Genomic DNA, 17906 nt, shown 5'->3' with positions numbered 1-17906 from the left:
AGCCCTGGCGGCCCTTCTTCTGTTTTGGGGGGGCGTATATCGCCGTCATTCCCGCGAAGGCGGGAATCCATTCACGCAGCCGCCGCGATCATCGAGCGACCGCTCGGCCAATGGATCCCCGCCTGCGCGGGGATGACGATCAATAGCGACCCGCCTCAATCCCGCTCGAGCAATTCGTCGCGGATGGCGATCGCGCGGACCGCGATCCGTACTTCGTGGATGAACAGGGCCAGCCCGGCGATCAGCAGGCACAGCGACAGCGCGAACACGATCGACAGCGTCCGCGCGAAGCCGAACCCCGCCAGCCGCAGCAGGAACATCGCCGCGACGACGGTGCAGATGCACACCGCGCTCGCCGTCACGAGCATGATCGAATTGTTGACGATGCGCATACGCCGGTCGAGCAGGCGCATCTCGCGCACCTGATCGGCGCGGCGCGCCTCGCCGCGCGGCGCCAGATTCTCCTCGATCCAGCGCGCGCGATCGACGATCCGCGCCAGCCGGTTGGTGAGCGTGATGAGCAGCGAGCCGATGCCGGTCAGCAGGAACACCGGCGCCATCGCGAGCTGGATGTCCTTGGCGAGCCCCGGAAGGGTGGACACCTGGAACAATCCGGTCAGGTCCAACGGCTTGATCCTCTCTACTACGCGCGGGCGCAGGCGCACGCACCTACGCGCGGGGTGGCTTTTCGTGCCCGCAACGACTAGATAGGGGCGGTGCAGGCCGATCGGCCAGCCCATTCGCAACCAGCATCGGAACACCGCATTGGCCACGACAACGCCTGCCGTCCCCGGCAGCGACATCTCGCCCATCAACATCGTCGACGAGATGAAGTCGAGCTACCTCGATTACGCGATGAGCGTGATCGTTTCGCGCGCATTGCCCGACGTGCGCGACGGGCTGAAGCCGGTGCATCGCCGCATCCTGTACGCCAGCCAGGAGGGCGGGTTCGTCCCCGGCCGCCCGTATCGCAAATGCGCCAAGATCGTCGGCGACGTGATGGGCAATTACCACCCGCACGGCGATTCCGCGATCTACATGGCGCTGGCGCGGCTGGCGCAGGATTGGTCGATGCGGCTGCCGCTGATCGACGGCCAGGGCAATTTCGGATCGATGGACCCGGATATGCCGGCGTCGATGCGCTACACCGAGGCGCGGCTGGCCAAATCGGCGATGACCCTGCTCGAGGATATCGAGAAGGACACGGTCGATTTCGGCCCGAACTATGACGGCTCGCGCGACGAGCCGCTGGTGCTGCCGGCGCGCTTCCCCAATCTGCTGGTCAACGGCGCGGGCGGCATCGCCGTCGGCATGGCGACCAACATCCCGCCGCACAACCTCGGCGAGGTCATCGCCGCCTGCAAGGCGTATATCGCGCGGCAGGTGCGCGGCGGCGAGCTCATCACCAACGAGGAACTGATCGAGATCGTGCCGGGGCCGGACTTCCCGACCGGCGCGCTGATCCTCGGCCGCGGCGGGGCGCGCAACGCCTACACCGCCGGCCGCGGCTCGATCATCATGCGCTCGCGCCATGTGGTCGAGGAAGGACGCGGCGACCGTCGCTCGATCGTGCTGACCGAAATCCCCTATCAGGTCGGCAAGGCCGGGCTGGTCGAGGGCATCGCCGACGCCGCCAAGGACAAAAGGATCGAGGGCGTCAGCGACATTCGCGACGAATCGAACCGGTTCGGCGTGCGCATCGTCATCGACCTGAAGCGCGACGCGACGCCCGAGGTGGTGCTGAACCAATTGTGGCGCCACACGCAGGCGCAGACCAGCTTCCCCGCCAACATGCTCGCGCTGCGCGGCGGCCGCCCCGAAATCCTGTCGCTCAAGGATATCATCGAGGCGTTCGTCCAGTTCCGCGAGGAGGTCATCACCCGCCGCTCGAAATACGAGCTGCTGAAGGCGCGCGAACGGGCGCATATCTTGCTGGGCCTCGTCGTCGCGGTGACCAACCTCGACGAGGTGGTGCGCATCATCCGCCGCTCGGCCTCGCCGGCCGAGGCGCGTGGCGCGTTGCTGGCGCGCGAATGGCCGATCGCCGAGATCGCCAGCTACATCCGGCTGGTCGAGGCGGTCGAGGAAGAGGTGACGGGCGACGTGTATCGCCTGTCGGAGGCGCAGGTGCGCGCGATCCTCGATCTGCGGCTGCATCGCCTGACCGCGCTCGGCCGCGACGAGATCGGCGACGAGCTGAAGACGCTCGCCGGCTCGATCGGCGAGCTGCTGGAGATCCTCGGCAACCGCAGCCGCCTGTACGACGTGATGGAGGAGGAGCTCGACGCGATCCTCGCCGGCTTCGCCACCCCGCGCCGCACCGAGATCGCGCCCGCGGGCGACGATATCGACGACGAGGATCTGATCGAGCGCGAGGACATGGTCGTGACCGTGACGCTCGGCGGCTACATCAAGCGCACGCCGCTACAGTCGTTCCGCACGCAGGCGCGCGGCGGCAAGGGCCGCTCGGGCATGTCGACCAAGGACGAGGATGCGATCACCAAGCTGTTCGTCACCTCGACGCACACGCCGGTGCTGTTCTTCTCCACCGCGGGCAAGGTCTATCGCCTGAAGGTCTATCGCCTGCCCGAAGGCGCGCCGCAGGCGAAGGGCCGCTCGATGAACAACCTCCTGCCGCTGGCGCCGGGCGAGACGATCTCGACCGTGCTGCCGCTGCCGGAGAATGAGGATGAGTGGGGCAAGCTCCACATCATGTTCGCCACCGCCAAGGGGCTGGTGCGCCGCAACTCGATGGATGCCTTCACCAACATCCGCGCCGCCGGCAAGATCGCGATGCGCTTCGGCACCGACGACGAAAGCGAGGACCAGTCCGACCGGCTGATCGGCGTGTCGCTGCTGACCGAGGAGGACGACGTCCTGCTTGCCACGCGCAACGGCAAGGCGATCCGCTTCTCCGCCACCGACGTGCGCGAATTCCAGAGCCGCACCTCGGCGGGCGTGCGCGGCGCGCGGCTGCTGGGCGACGACGAGGTGATCTCGCTCTCGATCCTGCACGGCACGCCGTGGGATCAGGATACCGAGCGGCGCGAGGCCTATCTGCGGCAGGCGCCGTGGAAGGAAGGCGATCGCGAGGGCACGCTGTCGCAGGCCGACATCGACGAGATGGCGGCGAAGGAGGAGTTCATCCTCACCGTCTGCGCCAACGGCTATGGCAAGCGCTCGTCCGCCTACGCATATCGCCGCATCGGCCGCGGCGGGCAGGGCATCACCAACATCGACAATCTCAAGCGCAACGGCGCGGTCGTCGCGAGCTTCCCGGCGCATTCGGGCGAGCAACTGATGCTCGTCACCGATCAGGCGAAACTGATCCGCATGTCGGTCGGCGACACGCGCGTGATCGGGCGCGGCTCGGCCGGCGTGCGGCTGTTCCAGGTGGCCGACGGCGAGCATGTCGTCGCCGCCGCGCGGATCGAGGAGGCCGAGGAGGAGGCCGAAGCCGACGTCCGCGGCGAGATCGACGCGATCTCGCCCGAGATCGACCCGCAGGTCGACGGCGACACCGACGAGGATCTGAGCGACGGCGGCGAGGCCTGAACCGGGCTTCGCGGTGGGCGGCTCACCATCTGATCTTGAGGCGATCCACCCCCCGTTCGTGCTGAGGAGGCATTGAGCGCAGTCGAAATGCCGTCTCGAAGCACATGCCCTTCGAGACGAGGCTTCGGCTTCGCTCAGCCTCTCCTCAGGGCGAACGGCGTATTTTGCGACCGCTCGGCATATGGATCCCCGCCGGCGCGGGGATGACGATGTTGGAGGCATAACCGCCGCACGTGCCTGCGTCACGCGACAGGCGTAGACTCGCCCGAACGACTCGGGAGGGGAGCGCGACAATGTCCTGGCACGGCAATTTCTGCTGGTACGAGCTGATGGCGTCCGATCTCGACGCCGCGCAGGCCTTCTACACCGACGTGGTCGGCTGGACGATCGAGCCGTCGGGCATGCCCGACGGCGATTACCGGCTGTTCCTGGCGGATGGCGTGCGCAATGCCGGGCTGACGTCGGCCATGCCCGACGGCGCGCCGCAAAGCTGGGTCGGCTATGTCGCGATCGACGATTGCGATGCCATCGCCGATATCGCCATCTCGCTCGGCGGGACGATCCACCGCGAGCCTGCCGACATTCCCGGTATCGGCCGCTTCGCGGTGCTCGCCGATCCGCAAGGGGCGGTGTTCGCGATCATCGCGCCGATCGCGCCCGACGACGGCATCGAGACGCCCGATCCCACCACGCCGGGGCGGTGCGGCTGGCACGAACTGCACAGCAGCGACGCGGATGCGGCGTGGGGCTTCTATGAGGAATTGCTGGGCTGGGAGAAAGGCGAGGGGCTGGATATGGGCCCGGCGGGCACCTACCAGATGTTCCGTCCGGCCGAGGCGACGCGCGACATTGGCGGGATGATGACCAATGCCGACGCGCCGCACCCGTTCTGGATGTTCTATTTCTCGGTCGCGGCGCTGGGGCCGGCGGTCGAACGCGCGAACAAGGGTGGTGCCAAGCTGATGAACGGACCGATGGAAGTGCCGGGTGGCCAGTGGATCGCGAACTTCCTCGATCCGGCGGGTGCGCCCTTCTCGCTGGTGGCATCCGGCCAGTGAGCATGCCCGACAGCGTCGCCTACAAGATCCTCACCGCCGACCAGCTGGAAACGCTGGAGCGCGACGGCAGCTTCGCCGGCGCGCCCGTCGACCTGGCGGACGGCTATGTCCATTTGTCGACCGCGGCGCAGGTGGCGGAGACGCTCGACAAGCATTTCGCCGGCCAGCCCGGCCTCGCGCTGGCCGCGGTCGATCTCGACGCGCTGGGCGAGGCGGTGCGGTGGGAGCCGTCGCGCGGCGGCCAGCTGTTCCCGCATCTCTACGCGCCGATGACGCTGGAGACGGTGCTCGCCTACGGCCCGATCGAGCATCACGAGGACGGATCGATCAAGCTGCCCGTCGCGGGGTGACGGGATCGCGTTCGCCGGCGGCGAACAAAGTCGTGGTCTCGCAAACGGCAGCGCTTCGGTCTGTCCGCGAACGACTAGAAGTGGTGGGAAGCGGCCATTGACATAGTTCTGTGGATTGAGATCATCACAGCATGGATGATCTAAGTGGATCGTTAATGATCTTCGGATCGGCGGTTCTCGCAGTCGGCGTTGTCGGCTGCAGCGCCTTGATATGGTGGCGCCACCGCTATCTGCCTTCAACATCAGCCTTATGGGCAAGCTGGACGGCGTTCCTATGGGGTTATTTTAAATTGCTGGGCTTGGCGACCACTCCCGCCAACCTGGTTCCACGTGCGGCGGTCAACGCCGTTTTGTTGGGTATTCCGATCGTCGCTGCGGCATGGTTCATCGCAAGATTGCGGTCTTCTCAGAGCTAACTACGATCGAGCATGACGGGCGGCCGAACGTCCGCAATTGGGGCGAAAGCGGCCACTCTTCCGTCATCCCGGACCTGATCCGGGATCCAGCTTCTTCTTCATACGCGATGGTGAGCGGGAGCCCGGCTCAAGGCCGGGGTGACGAAGGAATGGCCCGCAGATGACACTTCGTCACCCCGGACTTGTTCCGGGGTCTACGGGGCGAGGAAGGATGACCGAGGAGGGGTTTCCAAGGATCCGGTGCTCGATCCCGCGCGGGTCGCTTGCCTCGCGGTGGACCCCGGAACAGGTCCGGGGTGACGGGAATGTTTGTCGGTAATCCTTCCGGTGAGGTGGCGGCAGCTTTTGCCAGCTAGGATTTGAGCCCGTTCACCCTGAGCGAAGTCGAAGGGGCGCCGCTTCCGGCCCGTGCTTCGATGTCGCTCGGCACGAGCGAAGCCGAAAGCCGCGGCAACGCCCCTTGCCTAAAGCGCGACGATGCGTCCATTCTCACGCTTTCAGGGGTGAAGGGGGGCGGCATGATCCGGAAACTGGGCGCGGCGTTGCTGGCGGCATCGATGCTGGCGGGGCAGATCGGGGCGGCATTGCCGGCCAACACCGTCTCTGTGCAGTTCCCAGCGGCGGTCAGCGCCAGGCCGCTCGACGGGCGGCTGATCCTGATCGTCACGCCCAAGCCGTCGCCCGAGCCGCGCAAGCAGGTCGCGCTCGAGGCGCCTTTGCGCTCGGCCTATATCTTCGGCAAGACGGTCGACGGCTGGGCGCCCGCCACGCCGACGACGATGGGGGCGGAGACCAAGGGCTGGCCGGTCGAGCTGGCCGATCTACCCGAGGGCGATTACAGCGTGCAGGCGGTGCTCAACCGCTACGAGACGTTCCATCGCGCTACCGGCCCGGCGGTGAAGCTGGCGCCGGACATGGGCGAGGGCCAGCATTGGGAGCGCAAGCCGGGCAACCTCTATTCGAAGCCGGTGCGCGTGCATCTCGGGCCGAATGCCGCGCCGCTGACGCTCTCGCTCGACGCGGTGATGCCGGCGGTGACGCCGCCCGCCGACACGCCGTTCGTCAAGCATATCCGCATCCAGAGCGCGCTGCTGACCAAATATTGGGGCCGGCCGACCTATCTCGGCGCCTATGTGCTGCTGCCGGCGGGCTTTGCCGAGCATCCGCAAGCGCACTTCCCGCTGATGGTCAATCACGGCCACTTCCCCGAAGGCATTGATGGCTGGCGCGAGAGCCCGCCCGACCCGACCCTGAAGCCCGATTATTCGGAGCGCTTCCACCTCGCCGGCTACAACCGCATCCAGCAGCAGGAGAGCTACGCCAATTACCAGAAGTGGATCGCGAAGGATTTCCCGCGCTTCCTCGTCGTGCAGATCGAGCATGCCAATCCGTTCTTCGACGACAGCTATGCGGTCAATTCGGCCAATCTCGGGCCCTATGGCGATGCGATCAACAAGGAGCTGATCCCCGAGATCGAGAAGCGCTTCCGTGGCATCGGCCAAGGCTGGGCGCGCTTCACCTATGGCGGCTCGACCGGCGGGTGGGAGGCGATGGCGACGCAGGTCTTCTACCCGGACATGTACAATGGCGCGTTCATCGCCTGCCCCGATCCGATCGACTTCCGCGCCTACACCACGATCGCCCTCTACAAGGACAAGAACGCCTTCTTCGAGCAGGGCGTGGCGGTGCGCAACGAGCGCATCGCGATGCGCGACTATCTCGGCCAGAACATCGCCACCCAGCGCGACGAGAATATCATGGAGCTGGTGATGGGCGACAAGACGCGCTCGGGCGGCCAGTATGACATCTGGCAGGCGGTGTTCGGGCCGATGGGCGCCGACGGCTATCCCCAGCCGATCTTCGACAAGGCGACCGGCGTGATCGATCCCGCCACCGCGGCCTATTGGCGCGAGCATTTCGACCTGACCCACATCGTCGAGCGCGACTGGAAGACGCTCGCGCCGAAATTGCAGGGCAAGCTGCATATCTATGTCGGCTCGGCCGACACTTATTTCCTGACCAACGCGGTCTATTTCGCGCAGGATACGCTGGAGAAACTGCAGCCGGCCTATGGCGGATCGGTCGATTATGGCGACCGCGCCGAGCATTGCTGGAACGGCGACCATCAGGCGAGCAACGCCTATTCGCGGCTGCATTATAACTGGATGTACCTGCCGATCATCATGAAGCGCATCCAGGAAACCGCGCCCAAGGGCGCCGACCTGACGAGCTGGCGCTACTGAGCAAGCGGGCGGGTCGCCATCGGATCAGTGGCGTTTGAAATATTGGACGTCGCGCTCGTGCTTCTCGGCACCGGCACGATCAGGGAAGGTGCCGAGGTTGCGGCGTTTGCCCGTCTTGGGATCGACCTTGCGCGAATAGAGCCGGTATTCGCCCGATTTCAATTTGCGGATCATCGCCGCCTCCTGTCCTGCCGGTGGAAAAACCGGCGGGGCAGGGCGCGGGTTCCGGATCTCGACGTTGCGTGGATTCGTCCGATCCGTTCGCCCTGAGGAGGCACTGAGCCTGCCGAAGTGCCGTCTCGAAGGGGCATGCGCCGCGTGGTTCGAGACGAGCCTGCGACAGGCTCAGCCTCTCCTCACCACAAACGGGTGTTGGACCGCGCGTGTTTTAGCGGCAATCCTCGATGACGCGCGCGGGCTCGGCCCAGGCGGGCAGGTACAGGGTCGGCGTGCCCGCCAACGCGATCGAGACGCGGCCGCGGCTGAACGCGATCTGGTCGAGGAACGGGTCGCGCGCGGCCAGCGTCGCCTCCGCCACGCCGCCCGTGCCGGCGCGCGTCGCGATCGTCCGCTCCGCATAGGATGTGCGGACCGTCATCGGCCCGGCCGTCGCTGTCGGGCGCGCAAGCACGATCTCGTGTGTCGCAGGCCGGCAGCGGATCGTGAACAGGGCGGCACCGGCCGCGCCATAGCCCGCCGACGATCCGTCGCTGCCCGGCATGTAGCGCCACGTGCCGGGCGTCAGCGGGATATCGCGCCAATCGGTCTGCGCGGGCGTCGGCGGCACGGGTGCGGGCGCCGCCTTCGGCGGAGGCGCGACGTGCTTCGGCGGCGGCTTGGCGGGCGGCACGCACGCGGCCACGACCAGCATGAGCGCGGGGGCGCCCCGTCGAACGATCCTCATACCGCGACCGGCGCCGCGATATGGGCCTGCGGGAAATAGTCGCTGATGGCGATATCCTCGATGCGATAGTCGAAGATGCTCGACGGGCGGCGCGTCAGCGCGAGCTTCGGCGCGCCGGCGGGGGTGCGCGCGAGTTGCTCCTCCACCAGATGCGCGTGGTTGAGGTAGAGGTGGACGTCGCCGCCGCTCCACACCAGCTCGCCCGGCTCCAGATCGCATTGCTGCGCCAGCATCGCGATCAGCAGGGCCGCCGAGAAGACGTTGAAGGCGAAGCCGAGGCCGAGGTCGCACGACCTTTGCCACAGCATGCCCGACAGGCGGTTGCCGCTGACGTGGAACTGGTAGGTCATGTGGCAGGGCGGCAGCGCCATCCGGTCGAGCTCGTCGACGTTCCAGCCGGTGAAGATGTGGCGACGCGACGCCGGGTTGGTGCGCAGCCCCTCGACCAGCGCCGCGATCTGGTTGTGTCCGGCGGCGCGGCGATACAAACCGGGCTCGTCCGCCGCCTCGTAGCGCGGCCAGTCGACCCACTGCTTGCCATAGACCGGGCCGAGATCGCCATACTGCTCGGCGAAGACATCGTCGGCGAGGATGCGCGCCTCGAATGCGTCGCGGTCGATCGCCTTGCCGGTCTCGCGGCGATAGCGGTCGAGCGGCCAGTCGGTCCAGATATGGACCTTCTCCGCGACCAGCGGGCGAATGTTGGTCGATCCGCTGAGGAACCACAGCATCTCGCGCGCCGCCACCTTCCACGCCACGCGCTTAGTGGTGAGCAACGGCACCGCGCCGTCGCGCAGATCGAACCGCATCGTCGCGCCGAACAGCGAGCGCGTGCCGATGCCGGTGCGGTCGAGCCGCTCGTCGCCATGCTCCCACACCTGGCGCAGCAGATCGAGATAGGGCTGTTCGTAATGCGGGGCGGTGGCTGGCATGCGGCCGCGCTTATGCCGCGTCCGACGCGACACGCCAAGCATCGGCTGTTTGCGCCGAAACGGATGGAAGGTCCGGCAGTATCGGATTCGTTCCGCTTTGATTCTTCTCGCCGCGCGCGGGACGATGCGGGCGGAGGTGATGCGTGGGCGACCGGCAGGGGGTGTGGGGCGAGACCGTGGCGAACGATGCGGCCGCGATCCGCATGCTCGCGCCGGGCTTCGCCGGCCAGGCGAGCGAGCGCTTCGGCGTCGTGTTCCTCGACGCGCGGCGCCGGATGGTGGCGCGGACCTATTTCGGCGGCCATTCCTGTTCGGAGGTGGAGGTGCCGATGCGCCAGCTGTTCCGCCAGGCGTTGGAGGTCGATGCGTGGGCGATCGTGATCGCGCACAATCACCCCGCCGGATCGACCGAGCCGAGCGCCGCCGACATCGCGGTTACCCGGCGGCTGGCGACCCTCGCTCGCTCGCTCGGCATTTCGCTGCTCGATCACCTGATCTTCGCCGCCGAGGGCACCACCAGCTTCCGCGCGCTGGGGCTGATGTAGCGCCGGCTGCGGGCTGCTCAGCCGACGGTGTCGCGTACATGTTCGTGGTGGCGGATCACCTCGTCGATGATGAAGCGCAGGAATTTCTCGGAAAAATCCGGGTCGAGCTTGGCCGATTGCGCGAGCTGGCGCAGCCGGGCGATCTGCGCCGCCTCGCGCGACGGATCGGCCGGCGGCAGAGCGTGCGTCGCCTTGTAGCGGCCGACCGCCTGCGTCACCTTGAACCGCTCGGCGAGCATGAAGATCAGCGCCGCGTCGATATTGTCGATGCTTTGCCGATATTCGTCGAGCTGCGCGTCAGCCATCGTCGTGCCTCTATCGTTTCGCCGCGCTTTGCGGGCTGGGTGGCCCCAACGCAAGCCGCGCGCGCTTGCCTTTGTGGCGCGCGCGCGACAAAGGCGCGGGATGGCTACGGTAACGCCCCTCCGCCGCACGACCGCGCCGTCGCTCGACCCGATCATGGCGCTGGTCGCGGCTGACCTGAACCAGGTCAACAGCGTCATCCTGGCGCGGATGCAGTCCGACGTGCCGCTGATCCCCGAACTGGCCGGCCACCTGATCGCCGGCGGCGGCAAGCGGATGCGGCCGATGCTGACGCTCGCCTGCGCGCGGCTGCTCGATTACCAGGGCACGCGCCACCACAAGCTGGCGGCCTGCGTCGAGTTCATCCACACCGCCACCCTGCTGCACGACGACGTCGTCGACGGTTCGGGCCTGCGCCGCGGCCGGCGCACCGCCAACATCATCTGGGGCAATCCCGCGAGCGTGCTGGTCGGCGATTTCCTGTTCAGCCGCTCGTTCGAGCTGATGGTCGAGGATGGCAGCCTGCGCGTCCTCAAGATCCTGTCGAACGCCAGCGCGGTGATCGCCGAGGGCGAGGTCAACCAGCTCACCGCGCAACGCCGGATCGAGACGAGCGAGGCGCGCTATCTCGACATCATCGGCGCCAAGACCGCGGCCCTGTTCGCCGCCGCCTGCCGCATCGCCGCAGTCGTCGCCGAGCGCGACGAGGCATGCGAGGAGGCGCTCGATGCCTATGGCCGCAATCTCGGCATCGCCTTCCAATTGGTCGACGACGCGATCGACTATGCGTCGGACGGGGCGACGATGGGCAAGGATGCCGGCGACGATTTCCGCGACGGCAAGGTCACCTTGCCGGTGATCCTCGCCCATGCCCGCGCCGACGAGACCGGGCGGCGTTTCTGGCGCGATGCGATCGAGGGGCGGCGGACGAGCGATGCCGATCTGGCCTACGCCAACGAATTGCTGGTGGCCTCCGGCGCGATCGCCGATACGCTGACGCGCGCGCGCCATTACGGCCAGCGCGCGATCGACGCGCTCGGCCCGATGCCCGCGAGCAAGGCCAAGGCGGCGTTGGTCGAGGCGGTCGAGTTTGCGGTGGCGCGCGCTTACTAGGCGGTAGGCTTCGGGGCTGCGGGTCGGCTTCGCCCCCACAAATCCGCGCCCATAATCTACCGTCACCCCGGACCTGATCCGGGGTCCCGCTTTTTTTTAACCCACAAAGGAGGAAGAAGCTGGATCCCGGATCAAGTCCGGGATGACGGAAGTGTGAGTGCAGCGCCCGCCCATGTCCGGCCGTTCGTTACCAAGCGGGTTATGAGTTCACGGCCTTGCCAGCGGCGCCGACGAGAGGCGGCATTTCAGTGAAAAGATGTTCCCCGGCGAAGGCCGGGGCCCAGGATTTCAGGCGACAACGTTCGCAGCCCTGGGCCCCGGCCTTCGCCGGGGAACGAGAATCACAGTGTCATCCGTATCGTTCGGCGTGACGTCGGGTTCGCGTCAGCGCGTGGCCAGCGCGATCTGCTGGACGGGCGGGCGGCCGAGCGCGGGCAGCTGGATGCGGCTGCTTGCTTCCATCTCGCGGAGGCAGCGGTCGCGGTCGGTGGCTTCGCGCAGCGCGGGGGTTTCGGCGCGGCACGCAATCGCCGCCACGCGGTGGACGCGCGCGATCAGCAGCGCGCGCGACGTGGGCGAGGACAGGTCGATGTCGGCCACCCGCACGCGCGCCGTCACGGGCATGCGATCCTGGGCGAAAGCGGGCATGGCAAAGGCGGCTGCGGCGAACGCCGCGCCGGCAAAGGCGATCTTGAACATGGCATCAGGGCTCCTGCTTGCCTGTCGCGCCCGGGCGTCGATCGCGCCCGGGTCGCCGGCAGCCACCCGCTAGGCCCGACGCCTTACCGTTCCAAGACGGTCGCGCGGCGCAATAATGACGCCGCAGCGAAGTGGTTGAAACTCAAGCCCAAAAACCAACATCGAAAAAGATCGATGATGAGAGGCCGCCGAGTCGAAGCAATCGATCCCGAGTCGACTTGATCGACTCGGAGGAAATCCTTGCGTCGAGGATCAATGAACCTCGACGCGATTTCCGGCCTTCTTCATGTGCGAAAGCTGATGTTCGACATTCAGGTTGAATACATCCTTCGCGCGCCGCTGATTGGCGAGGCTGATATCCTCGACCATCGGCTTCTGCGTGTCGACGCCGCGCAGCGCGACCAGCGCCGCCTTGATCGGGTGGCGCACGGTATCCATCACCGCGGTCGCCTCGAAGCCCGAATGGACCATGCAGTCCTGGCACTTCTCGTAATTGCCGACGCCGTAATCGTCCCACGCGGTCGATTCCATCAGCTCCTGATAGGTATCGACATAGCCTTCGCCGAGCAGGTAGCAGGGCTTCTGCCAGCCGAAGACGGTGCGCGTCGGGTTGCCCCACGGCGTGCAGGCATAGGCCTCGTTGCCCGCCAGGAAGTTGAGGAACTGGGTCGACTGGCTGAACGGCCACTTCTTGCCGCCATTGCCGCGCGCGAGGATGCCGCGGAACAGCTCCTTGGTGCGGGTGCGGTTGAGGAAGCTGTCCTGATCGGGCGCGCGCTCGTAGCTGTAGCCCGGCGACACGGTGATGCCGTCGAGGCCCAGCGCGGTCACGTCGTCGAAGAACTTCGCCGCCCGCTCCGGATCGGCGTCGTTGAACAAAGTGGTGTTGATCGAGACGCGGAAGCCCTTGGACTTGGCGAGCTTGATCGCCTCGACCGCGACCTCGTACACGCCGTCCTGGCTGACCGCCTTGTCGTGCATGCCCAGATCGCCGTCGAGGTGGATCGACCAGGTGAAGCCGGGGTTCGGCTTGTACTGATCGATCTTCTTCTTCAGCAGCAGCGCGTTGGTGCACAGGATCACGAACTTCTTGCGATCCAGATAGCCCTGCACGATCTTCGGCATGTCGCGGTGGAGCAGGGGCTCGCCGCCCGCGATCGACACCACCGGCGCGCCGCACTCGTCGATCGCCTGCATGCACTGTTCGTAGGACAGGCGCTGGTTGAGGATCGAATCGGGATAATCGATCTTGCCGCAGCCCTTGCAGGCGAGATTGCAGCGGAACAACGGCTCCAGCATCAGCACGAGCGGATAACGCTCGACGCCTTTCACATGCTTGCCGACGATATAGGCGCCGATCCGCGCCACCTGACTCATTGGAATACCCATAAGGGAGCGCTCCTAGGCCGCTTCGGTTCGCGGGGCCAGCCGGTTCAGCGCCGGTGGCAGGCGGAATTGTAGCTTCTCTTCAATGCCATCGAGCGTCTCGACCGTGATCGGGCGAAGCGCGGCGATGGCGGCGATGACGCTCTGCACCAATTCCTCGGGGGCAGAGGCGCCGGCGGTGAGGCCGACCGTCTCGACTCCCTCGAGCCAGATCGGGTCGATCGCCGAGCCGTCGGCGACCAGATAGGACGGCTTGCCCATCTCCACGCCGATCTCGCGCAGGCGGTTCGAATTGGAGCTGTTGGCGGAGCCGACGACGAGCAGCAGGTCCGCCGCCGCACACAGATCGCGCACCGCATTCTGGCGGTTCTGCGTCGCGTAGCAGATGTCGGCGGTGCCGGGGCCGACCAGATCGGTGAAGCGCGTCTTCAGCGCTTCGATGATGTCGCGCGTGTCGTCGACCGACAGCGTCGTCTGGGTTATGTAGGCGACCTGCGCATCGTCCGGCATGTCGAGCGCGGCGACATCCTCGACCGTCGCGACCAGATGGATCGGCCCGTCGATCTGGCCGAGCGTGCCCTCCACCTCGGGATGGCCGGCATGGCCGATCATCACCAAGGCACGACCGCTGGCGACGTAGCGCCGGCCCTGCGCGTGAACCTTGCTGACGAGCGGGCAGGTTGCGTCGAGCACGGGCAGGCCGCGCGCCTCGGCATTCTTCTGCACCTCGCGGCTGACGCCGTGCGCGGAGAAGACGGTGACGGCGCCGGTCGGCACCTCGTCCAGCTCCTCGACGAAGATGGCGCCCTTGGCCTTCAGCGTGTCGACCACGTGGCGGTTGTGGACGATCTCGTGGCGCACATAGACCGGCGCGCCGACGCGATCGAGCGCGCGGTCCACCGTGTCGATGGCACGGACGACGCCGGCGCAAAAGCCACGCGGCTGAGCGAGGATGAGTTTCACCGGATTTTCTCCCGCCGCGACGATCGTTCCGTGCATTAACTTCCTCTTCGCGATTGCGAAAGTCGCATTACGCCATTGTGACAGCTATTACGCCTGCCTGACGGCAGCCTTACACCGCGGGGGCAACCCCTTGGTACGGCAGGTGTTCAGCCCCCATTCGGACGCCGGCGTACAACCGGCGCTGAACCAAGTTAGGAAGGTCTATGCAGCATCCAAGCCTTTTGCCCATTTTCGCCGCCGCTGTTGCAATCGCGTCACCCGCTCATGCCGCCGACGAGGCCGCCCAGCGGATCGGCGCCTATGATGATGCGGTGATCGCGATCATGAAGCAGAAGCTTGCCGCGGGCGCACGCGCCGATCGCTTCGAAAGCGTCGTGCGCAGCTATTACGACATGCCGGGCATCGCCGCTCTGGTGATCGGCCCCGGCTGGTCGAGCGCATCGGCGGCAGATCGCAATGCGGCGATCGCGGCGCTGACGCGCCACTCGGCGGTCAGCCTCGCGCGCAACTTCAAGAGCTATGACGGCGAGAAGTTTGCCGTTGATCCGACGGTGGCGACGCGCGGCCCCAACCGCATCGTCAAGGCGACGATCAACGGCACTGTGCTGCTCTACCAGCTCCATCAGGCCGAAGGGACGTGGAAGATCGTTGACGTGGTGTCGGGCGGCGTCAGCCAGCTGGCGGTGCAGCGCTCCGATCTCGCCAGCACCGTCGCCAGCGGCGGCGCGGCCGGCCTCGCCAAGCGCCTCCAGCAGGTCGACGCGGCGGCAAAATGATCTGAGCTTGGTGTGCTCCTGCGAAAGCAGGAGTCCAGAGCGGAGGGCGTGGCGCCGGCGACCCTGGGCTCCTGCTTTCGCAGGAGCACGGTTTCGTGGCGCCTCAGCTTTGCTTGCGCTGGGGCGGGCCGAGCAGAGCCGGCTCGAACAGCAGGGCGCAGACGAGCGTCCAGACGAGCGAGATCATCAGGATCTTGCCCATGCTGGCCGTGCCCGGATGGCGCGACAGCCACAGGCTGCCGAACGCGCTGCCGGTGGCGAGCGCAGAGAAGAAGATCGCGCGGGCGAGACTCGACTGGAGCAGGTCGGTCGCGCCGCCGCGCCACGCCATCACGAAATAGATGTGGAAGGCGACGCCGACCCCGAACAGTAGCGGGAAGGCGATGATGTTGGCGAAGTTGATCGGCTGGCCGATCAGCACGCAGCTGCCGAGCGTCAGGAAGATCGACAGGATCACCGGCGCGAGCGTGAACGCGACCTCCTTCACGTTGCGCAGCACCGCCAGCAGCAGCAGGCTTACGACGACGAAGGCGAGGATGCCGGCGACGACGAAGGCTTGCGCGATCGTCGAGGCCGCGCCCTGCATCGATACCGCGGTGCCGGTCGCGTCGGGCGCGTCCTTCAGCACGGCGCGGGTGAATTGGGCGAGCGCGCGATTGTCGTTGGCGCCCGCGCGCGGCATCGCCTCGACCCGCATCGATCCGTCGGGCGCGATCCAGCGGTCGCGTATCTCGGCGGGCAGGGTGGCGAGGCTGACCGGCCCGGCGGTGAGGATCGCGCGCAGCTGATCGAGCGTGGTGGCGAGCGGGCGCACCAGCAGATCCTGCGCCTGCAAACGCGCGCCCGGCGAGGCGGCCGCAAGCGTATCGAACTCCGCCGCCAGCGCGCGCGCATGGGCAAGCGGCGCACCCTTGCCGGGGGCGGCGCGAAGCTGCGCCGCGGTGGTGCGCAGCGCGGCGATCGTGTCCGCATCGGTCGGCGGTGGCACGGGCGCGATCGGGTTCAGCGTCAGATCGAGCAGCAGGCGCGCATTGTCGATCACGGCGAGCTTGGCCGGCTGATCCTTCGGCACGAACGTCTCGGCGGTGATGACGCCGCCCACTTCGGGCAATTTCTCCAGCCGCGCCTGCAGCGTGTGCGCCGCCGCGGCATTCGGCACGAGGATGTCGACGACGTTCGGGTTGCGATCGGGATCGCGCATCAGGTCCGCCAGCGTCGCCATCGCCTCGCCGTCGGGATTGCGCAGGTGGAGCGGATTGAAATCGAAGCGGACGAGCGGCAGCACCGCGATGCTGAGCAGCATCGACAGGCCGAACAGCGCCAGCACCGCGCGGCGGCGGCGATGCAGCAGCGCGTCGAGCGGGGCCATCGCCGCCGAGCCGATCTCGGCGCGCGGCCGGCCGGGATCGAGCAGCATCAGCAGCGCGGGTAGCAAAGTGAGGCTCATCGCCAGCGCCACCGCCATGCCCATCGCCGCGATCAGCCCGAGCTCAGCCACGCCGACATAAGCGGTGGGCAGGAAGGCGAGGAAGCCGAGGCACACCGCGCCCGCCGCCAGCAGCAAGGACGGCCCGAGCGCCGCCGCCGCGGCGCGCATCGCCATGGCGGCGTCGGCGCCGAGCCGCTCATGCTGGAAGCGCACGCTGAGCTGGATACCGAAATCGACCCCGAGCCCGACGAACAAGGGGATGAACGCAACCGAGATCAGGTTGAAGCGGCCGACCACCGCCAGCCCCAGCGCGCTCGTCACGACCAGCCCGGCGATGGTGGTCATCAGGATCGCCGCGACGATCCGCCACGATCGCGTCGCGAGGCGGAGCGTCACCAGCATCGCCACGAGCATTGCCACGCCGATTTCCCAGGCGTGATCGGACAGGCTGGCAAATTCCTCGTCCGACAGCGGCACCGATCCGGTGATGCGGACGGTCACGCCATGCGTGGCATCAAGGCGGAGCGCAGCCGCCGCCGCGCGCGCCGCAGCACTCGCGCCTTCGCCCGGCATCAGCGAGCCATAGTCCAGCACCGGCGTCGTCAGGATCAGCCGTCGTTTGGGCGCGTCGCCACCAAACAATTCGGTCCATGAAAATGCCGCCGGCCGCCCCGCGCGTCGATCGGCGAGCGCCTTGCTCAGGCCCGCCAGCGGCGTGTCGATCATGGTGAGCGAGGCATCGCCGCGCGCGACCCCCTGCAGGATCGTGCCGAGCGCGTTGGCGATGCCGCGCAGCGACGGATCGGCGGCGAGCGGGCCGAGGAACGGCTGCGCGTCGATCGAGCGCTGGGTGGTGTCGGTGACGCTCTCGGTCGAGCCGAGCAGCAGGCCCTCACGCGCGAGATAATCGCCGCCATCGGGGCGCGAGACGTTGCGGAAGTGGGCGTGATCGGCCGCGAGCTTCGATGTCAGCGCCGCCGCTGCCTCCTCGGCGCGCTCGGGCGTGGCCCCGTCGATCACCACCAGCAACGTATCGCCATTGGCGGGGAAGGCGCGGTCCATCCGCTCTTCCGCCTGCCGCCACGCGACCTTGGGCGAGATCAACGTCGTCGCGTCGGTCGTCATCGCGATGTGGCCGACGGCGAACCATGCCGCGCCCAAGGTCAGCGCCAATGCCAGCCCCAGCACCCGCCACGGCCATGCACAGGCGAGGGCGACGAGGCGCGCGATCATG

Annotated in this window: 17 protein-coding genes; 8 read left to right on the top strand and 9 right to left on the bottom strand. The window is 67.3% G+C overall.

The annotated features are described in order from the left end of the window. Positions 1 to 155 precede the first annotated feature (155 nt). Complete coding sequence (locus K8P63_RS14800) at positions 156 to 626, bottom strand: DUF2721 domain-containing protein (protein WP_223796787.1); 471 nt, start codon at positions 624 to 626, stop codon at positions 156 to 158. A gap of 139 nt (positions 627 to 765) precedes the next feature. Between K8P63_RS14800 and gyrA the strand changes: the two genes are divergently transcribed. The 5 genes from gyrA to K8P63_RS14775 all read left to right on the top strand — a co-directional run bounded on the left by gyrA (position 766) and on the right by K8P63_RS14775 (position 7622). After that, positions 766 to 3555: a DNA gyrase subunit A gene (gene gyrA, locus K8P63_RS14795; RefSeq protein ID WP_223796786.1), complete on the top strand. Its 2790-nt coding sequence runs from the start codon at positions 766 to 768 to the stop codon at positions 3553 to 3555. A gap of 293 nt (positions 3556 to 3848) precedes the next feature. Beyond that, a complete protein-coding gene (locus K8P63_RS14790) occupies positions 3849 to 4613 on the top strand; it encodes a VOC family protein (RefSeq protein WP_223796785.1) in 765 nt (254 codons plus the stop codon). Between the two features lie 2 nt (positions 4614 to 4615). Beyond that, positions 4616 to 4963: a DUF952 domain-containing protein gene (locus K8P63_RS14785; protein WP_223796784.1), complete on the top strand. Its 348-nt coding sequence runs from the start codon at positions 4616 to 4618 to the stop codon at positions 4961 to 4963. 155 nt (positions 4964 to 5118) lie between these two features. Next, entirely contained in the window at positions 5119 to 5379 is a 261-nt protein-coding gene (locus tag K8P63_RS14780; RefSeq protein ID WP_223796783.1) for a hypothetical protein, read from the top strand. 518 nt (positions 5380 to 5897) lie between these two features. Next, complete coding sequence (locus tag K8P63_RS14775) at positions 5898 to 7622, top strand: hypothetical protein (protein ID WP_223796782.1); 1725 nt, start codon at positions 5898 to 5900, stop codon at positions 7620 to 7622. 24 nt (positions 7623 to 7646) lie between these two features. On the opposite strand, the gene K8P63_RS14770 is transcribed toward K8P63_RS14775, so the two are convergent. The 3 genes from K8P63_RS14770 to thyA form a co-directional block, all read right to left on the bottom strand. Continuing rightward, the gene (locus K8P63_RS14770; RefSeq protein WP_223796781.1) at positions 7647 to 7796 is read right to left on the bottom strand and encodes a hypothetical protein; all 150 of its coding nucleotides are present in this window, start codon (positions 7794 to 7796) and stop codon (positions 7647 to 7649) included. A gap of 214 nt (positions 7797 to 8010) precedes the next feature. Then, positions 8011 to 8493, bottom strand: a complete 483-nt coding sequence (locus K8P63_RS14765; protein ID WP_223796780.1) for a hypothetical protein — start codon at positions 8491 to 8493, stop codon at positions 8011 to 8013. Positions 8494 to 8522: 29 nt separating this feature from the next. Continuing rightward, entirely contained in the window at positions 8523 to 9458 is a 936-nt protein-coding gene (gene thyA, locus K8P63_RS14760) for a thymidylate synthase (RefSeq protein ID WP_223796779.1), read from the bottom strand. A 143-nt stretch (positions 9459 to 9601) separates the two neighbouring features. Between thyA and K8P63_RS14755 the strand changes: the two genes are divergently transcribed. Continuing rightward, complete coding sequence (locus K8P63_RS14755; protein WP_223796778.1) at positions 9602 to 10003, top strand: JAB domain-containing protein; 402 nt, start codon at positions 9602 to 9604, stop codon at positions 10001 to 10003. Between the two features lie 17 nt (positions 10004 to 10020). Here K8P63_RS14755 and K8P63_RS14750 read toward each other — a convergent pair whose 3' ends face one another. Continuing rightward, a complete protein-coding gene (locus tag K8P63_RS14750) occupies positions 10021 to 10308 on the bottom strand; it encodes a chorismate mutase (protein WP_223796777.1) in 288 nt (95 codons plus the stop codon). A 100-nt stretch (positions 10309 to 10408) separates the two neighbouring features. Here K8P63_RS14750 and K8P63_RS14745 point away from each other — a divergent pair, with 100 nt between their 5' ends. Further along, positions 10409 to 11419 carry a polyprenyl synthetase family protein gene (locus K8P63_RS14745; protein ID WP_223796776.1) on the top strand — a complete coding sequence of 337 codons (1011 nt, stop codon included), beginning with the start codon at positions 10409 to 10411 and terminating at the stop codon, positions 11417 to 11419. A gap of 384 nt (positions 11420 to 11803) precedes the next feature. On the opposite strand, the gene K8P63_RS14740 is transcribed toward K8P63_RS14745, so the two are convergent. From K8P63_RS14740 to ispH, 3 genes are all read right to left on the bottom strand, one after another. Beyond that, a complete protein-coding gene (locus tag K8P63_RS14740) occupies positions 11804 to 12118 on the bottom strand; it encodes a UrcA family protein (protein WP_223796775.1) in 315 nt (104 codons plus the stop codon). Positions 12119 to 12370: 252 nt separating this feature from the next. Then, positions 12371 to 13507, bottom strand: coding sequence for an adenosyl-hopene transferase HpnH (gene hpnH, locus K8P63_RS14735; protein WP_223796774.1), 1137 nt, complete (start codon positions 13505 to 13507; stop codon positions 12371 to 12373). Positions 13508 to 13519: 12 nt separating this feature from the next. Then, entirely contained in the window at positions 13520 to 14503 is a 984-nt protein-coding gene (gene ispH / locus K8P63_RS14730; RefSeq protein ID WP_223796773.1) for a 4-hydroxy-3-methylbut-2-enyl diphosphate reductase, read from the bottom strand. Between the two features lie 167 nt (positions 14504 to 14670). On the opposite strand from ispH, the gene K8P63_RS14725 reads away from it, so the two are divergent. Further along, entirely contained in the window at positions 14671 to 15243 is a 573-nt protein-coding gene (locus tag K8P63_RS14725) for an ABC transporter substrate-binding protein (RefSeq protein WP_223796772.1), read from the top strand. 103 nt (positions 15244 to 15346) lie between these two features. On the opposite strand, the gene K8P63_RS14720 is transcribed toward K8P63_RS14725, so the two are convergent. Continuing rightward, on the bottom strand, positions 15347 to 17905 hold the full coding sequence (locus tag K8P63_RS14720; protein ID WP_223796771.1) for an MMPL family transporter: 2559 nt from the start codon (positions 17903 to 17905) through the stop codon (positions 15347 to 15349). Position 17906: the final 1 nt, after the last annotated feature.

This window comes from Sphingomonas nostoxanthinifaciens (assembly GCF_019930585.1).
Taxonomy (GTDB): Bacteria; Pseudomonadota; Alphaproteobacteria; order Sphingomonadales; family Sphingomonadaceae; genus Sphingomonas_I; species Sphingomonas_I nostoxanthinifaciens.
The sequence above is the reverse complement of the archived record's forward strand: the minus strand, read 5'-3'. Positions and strand labels throughout refer to the sequence as shown.